The sequence below is a fragment of the Paraburkholderia domus genome (assembly GCF_905220705.1).
Classification (GTDB): domain Bacteria; phylum Pseudomonadota; class Gammaproteobacteria; order Burkholderiales; family Burkholderiaceae; genus Paraburkholderia; species Paraburkholderia domus.
The window spans coordinates 1-4,798 of sequence record NZ_CAJNAT010000066.1; the positions used below are offsets into that span (position 1 = coordinate 1).

Sequence of the window (4,798 nt, forward strand, 5' to 3'; positions counted from 1 at the left end):
GGCTAGAGTATGGCAGAGGGGGGTAGAATTCCACGTGTAGCAGTGAAATGCGTAGAGATGTGGAGGAATACCGATGGCGAAGGCAGCCCCCTGGGCCAATACTGACGCTCATGCACGAAAGCGTGGGGAGCAAACAGGATTAGATACCCTGGTAGTCCACGCCCTAAACGATGTCAACTAGTTGTTGGGGATTCATTTCCTTAGTAACGTAGCTAACGCGTGAAGTTGACCGCCTGGGGAGTACGGTCGCAAGATTAAAACTCAAAGGAATTGACGGGGACCCGCACAAGCGGTGGATGATGTGGATTAATTCGATGCAACGCGAAAAACCTTACCTACCCTTGACATGTATGGAACCTGGCCGAGAGGTTGGGGTGCCCGAAAGGGAGCCATAACACAGGTGCTGCATGGCTGTCGTCAGCTCGTGTCGTGAGATGTTGGGTTAAGTCCCGCAACGAGCGCAACCCTTGTCCCTAGTTGCTACGCAAGAGCACTCTAGGGAGACTGCCGGTGACAAACCGGAGGAAGGTGGGGATGACGTCAAGTCCTCATGGCCCTTATGGGTAGGGCTTCACACGTCATACAATGGTCGGAACAGAGGGTCGCCAACCCGCGAGGGGGAGCCAATCCCAGAAAACCGATCGTAGTCCGGATCGCACTCTGCAACTCGAGTGCGTGAAGCTGGAATCGCTAGTAATCGCGGATCAGCATGCCGCGGTGAATACGTTCCCGGGTCTTGTACACACCGCCCGTCACACCATGGGAGTGGGTTTTACCAGAAGTGGCTAGTCTAACCGCAAGGAGGACGGTCACCACGGTAGGATTCATGACTGGGGTGAAGTCGTAACAAGGTAGCCGTATCGGAAGGTGCGGCTGGATCACCTCCTTTCTCGAGCTAACGTGTCGAACGTTGAGCGCTCACGCTTATCGGCTGTGAAAATGGACAGACTCAGGGGTCTGTAGCTCAGTTGGTTAGAGCACCGTCTTGATAAGGCGGGGGTCGATGGTTCGAATCCATCCAGACCCACCACTGTTTCTGCGGTGGCTGCGCTGATCACTGAAACCCCTGGGGCACCAATACAGATAGCAATATCTGTGTATGACTGGGGGATTAGCTCAGCTGGGAGAGCACCTGCTTTGCAAGCAGGGGGTCGTCGGTTCGATCCCGTCATCCTCCACCAATCTTCAATGCCGGTTTTACTGCGGCAAACCTTGAAAGGGGTTTGCGGTGTAGTGAAACAGGCATTGGCGATTGAGCCAGTCAGAGTGATACGCGGTTATAGCAACTGCGATATCGGCTGTCGTTCTTTAACAATCAGGAAGAAGTAGTAAAGAGATTCACGAAAGCATACCTGGAGATGGGTGTGTGAGTAGGTGGATCAGGGTTGTGATTGTATCAATGTATGAAAAGGTGATCGAAAGATTGCCTTGGAATACGGCGCAACACGAATACTCAACCTGTAGCGGTTGTGGCGAACGTTGCATTCCGAGTGGATGCGACAGAGACACACCCGTTATAGGGTCAAGCGAACAAGTGCATGTGGTGGATGCCTTGGCGATCACAGGCGATGAAGGACGCGGTAGCCTGCGAAAAGCGACGGGGAGCTGGCAAACGAGCTTTGATCCGTCGATGTCCGAATGGGGAAACCCACCTCTTTTGAGGTATCCGTAACTGAATACATAGGTTACGAGAAGCGAACGCGGTGAACTGAAACATCTAAGTAACCGCAGGAAAAGAAATCAACCGAGATTCCCAGAGTAGTGGCGAGCGAAATGGGATCAGCCTGTACTCTTTATCTTCATTGTTAGTCGAAGGCTCTGGAAAGTGCCGCCATAGCAGGTGATAGCCCTGTAGACGAAAACAGCGAGGAAGAACTAGGTGTACGACAAGTAGGGCGGGACACGTGAAATCCTGTCTGAAGATGGGGGGACCATCCTCCAAGGCTAAATACTCGTGATCGACCGATAGTGAACCAGTACCGTGAGGGAAAGGCGAAAAGAACCCCGGGAGGGGAGTGAAATAGATCCTGAAACCGCATGCATACAAACAGTAGGAGCCTCGCAAGGGGTGACTGCGTACCTTTTGTATAATGGGTCAGCGACTTACATTCAGTGGCAAGCTTAACCGATTAGGGCAGGCGTAGCGAAAGCGAGTCCGAACAGGGCGTTCAGTCGCTGGGTGTAGACCCGAAACCAGGTGATCTATCCATGGCCAGGATGAAGGTGCGGTAACACGTACTGGAGGTCCGAACCCACTAACGTTGAAAAGTTAGGGGATGAGCTGTGGATAGGGGTGAAAGGCTAAACAAACCTGGAAATAGCTGGTTCTCTCCGAAAACTATTTAGGTAGTGCCTCGTGTATCACCTTCGGGGGTAGAGCACTGTCATGGTTGTGGGGTCCATTGCGGATTACTACGCCATAGCAAACTCCGAATACCGAAGAGTGCAATCACGGGAGACAGACATCGGGTGCTAACGTCCGGTGTCAAGAGGGAAACAACCCAGACCGCCAGCTAAGGTCCCCAAATATTGCTAAGTGGGAAACGAAGTGGGAAGGCTAAAACAGTCAGGAGGTTGGCTTAGAAGCAGCCATCCTTTAAAGAAAGCGTAATAGCTCACTGATCGAGTCGTCCTGCGCGGAAGATGTAACGGGGCTAAGCAATATACCGAAGCTGCGGATGCACATTTATGTGCATGGTAGGAGAGCGTTCCGTAAGCCTGCGAAGGTGCATTGAAAAGTGCGCTGGAGGTATCGGAAGTGCGAATGCTGACATGAGTAGCGATAAAGGGGGTGAAAGGCCCCCTCGCCGTAAGCCCAAGGTTTCCTACGCAACGTTCATCGGCGTAGGGTGAGTCGGCCCCTAAGGCGAGGCAGAAATGCGTAGCTGATGGGAAGCAGGTTAATATTCCTGCACCATTGTTAAATGCGATGGGGGGACGGATCGCGGAAGGTTGTCCGGGTGTTGGAAGTCCCGGTTCCTGTGTTGGAGAAGGCGCTTAGGCAAATCCGGGCGCGGAATTCAAGGGCATGGGACGAGTGATCTAGGTCACGAAGCAATCGGAAGTGGTTCCAAGAAAAGCCTCTAAGCTTCAGTTTAACAAGACCGTACCGCAAACCGACACAGGTGGGCGAGATGAGTATTCTAAGGCGCTTGAGAGAACTCGGGAGAAGGAACTCGGCAAATTGGTACCGTAACTTCGGGATAAGGTACGCCCCTGTAGCCTGACTGGCCTGCGCCAGAAGGGTGAAGGGGTTGCAATAAACTGGTGGCTGCGACTGTTTAATAAAAACACAGCACTCTGCAAACACGAAAGTGGACGTATAGGGTGTGACGCCTGCCCGGTGCCGGAAGATTAAATGATGGGGTGCAAGCTCTTGATTGAAGTCCCGGTAAACGGCGGCCGTAACTATAACGGTCCTAAGGTAGCGAAATTCCTTGTCGGGTAAGTTCCGACCTGCACGAATGGCGTAACGATGGCCACACTGTCTCCTCCCGAGACTCAGCGAAGTTGAAGTGTTTGTGATGATGCAATCTCCCCGCGGCTAGACGGAAAGACCCCATGAACCTTTACTGTAGCTTTGCATTGGACTTTGAACCGATCTGTGTAGGATAGGTGGGAGGCTATGAAGCGTGGACGCCAGTCTGCGTGGAGCCGTCCTTGAAATACCACCCTGGTTTGTTTGAGGTTCTAACCTTGGTCCGTTATCCGGACTGGGGACAGTGCATGGTAGGCAGTTTGACTGGGGCGGTCTCCTCCCAAAGTGTAACGGAGGAGTACGAAGGTACGCTAGGTACGGTCGGAAATCGTGCTGATAGTGCAATGGCATAAGCGTGCTTAACTGCGAGACCGACAAGTCGAGCAGGTGCGAAAGCAGGTCATAGTGATCCGGTGGTTCTGTATGGAAGGGCCATCGCTCAACGGATAAAAGGTACTCTGGGGATAACAGGCTGATACCGCCCAAGAGTTCATATCGACGGCGGTGTTTGGCACCTCGATGTCGGCTCATCTCATCCTGGGGCTGTAGCCGGTCCCAAGGGTATGGCTGTTCGCCATTTAAAGAGGTACGTGAGCTGGGTTTAAAACGTCGTGAGACAGTTTGGTCCCTATCTGCCGTGGGCGCTGGATATTTGAAGGGGGCTGCTCCTAGTACGAGAGGACCGGAGTGGACGAACCTCTGGTGTACCGGTTGTCACGCCAGTGGCATCGCCGGGTAGCTATGTTCGGAAGAGATAACCGCTGAAAGCATCTAAGCGGGAAACTCGCCTTAAGATGAGATATCCCCGGGGCTTCGAGCCCCTTGAAGGGTCGTTCAAGACCAGGACGTTGATAGGTCAGGTGTGGAAGCGCAGTAATGCGTTAAGCTAACTGATACTAATTGCCCGTAAGGCTTGATCCTATAACAGGTGTGTCTCGACCAGAGTTAGCGCTTTAGCGCTTACTGTGGTCCGATCCCCGAAGGGGATACGTGTGAACCCCGGATGGGGTAGCAGAACACGCAGGTTGAGATCGATGTTGTGCCTCGAACAACACAGCCCGAGCTTGCTGAAAGCTCCTCTGGTGAGCATCACCAGAAACTACTTCTTCCAGATTGGTTGTGCTGACCACAAAGTCAGTGCGACAACAAGTCATGCCTGATGACCATAGCGAGTCGGTCCCACCCCTTCCCATCCCGAACAGGACCGTGAAACGACTCCACGCCGATGATAGTGCGGATTCCCGTGTGAAAGTAGGTAATCGTCAGGCTCCCACGCATGTCCAGAAACCCCGCCCTCAAAGGCGGGGTTTCTGCGTTTAC

General features: G+C 53.1%; 2 tRNA genes and 3 rRNA genes. All 5 read left to right on the forward strand.

The features are described 5' to 3' along the window. Positions 1 to 889: ribosomal RNA gene (locus KHO31_RS38765) — 16S ribosomal RNA — on the forward strand; the annotation flags it as partial. 64 nt (positions 890 to 953) lie between these two features. Further along, positions 954 to 1,030, forward strand: a tRNA-Ile gene (locus KHO31_RS38770). 75 nt (positions 1,031 to 1,105) lie between these two features. After that, positions 1,106 to 1,181 (forward strand) — tRNA-Ala (locus KHO31_RS38775). A gap of 339 nt (positions 1,182 to 1,520) precedes the next feature. Further along, positions 1,521 to 4,399: ribosomal RNA gene (locus KHO31_RS38780) — 23S ribosomal RNA — on the forward strand. A gap of 234 nt (positions 4,400 to 4,633) precedes the next feature. After that, positions 4,634 to 4,746 (forward strand): 5S ribosomal RNA (gene rrf / locus KHO31_RS38785). The last annotated feature ends 52 nt before the right edge of the window (positions 4,747 to 4,798 follow it).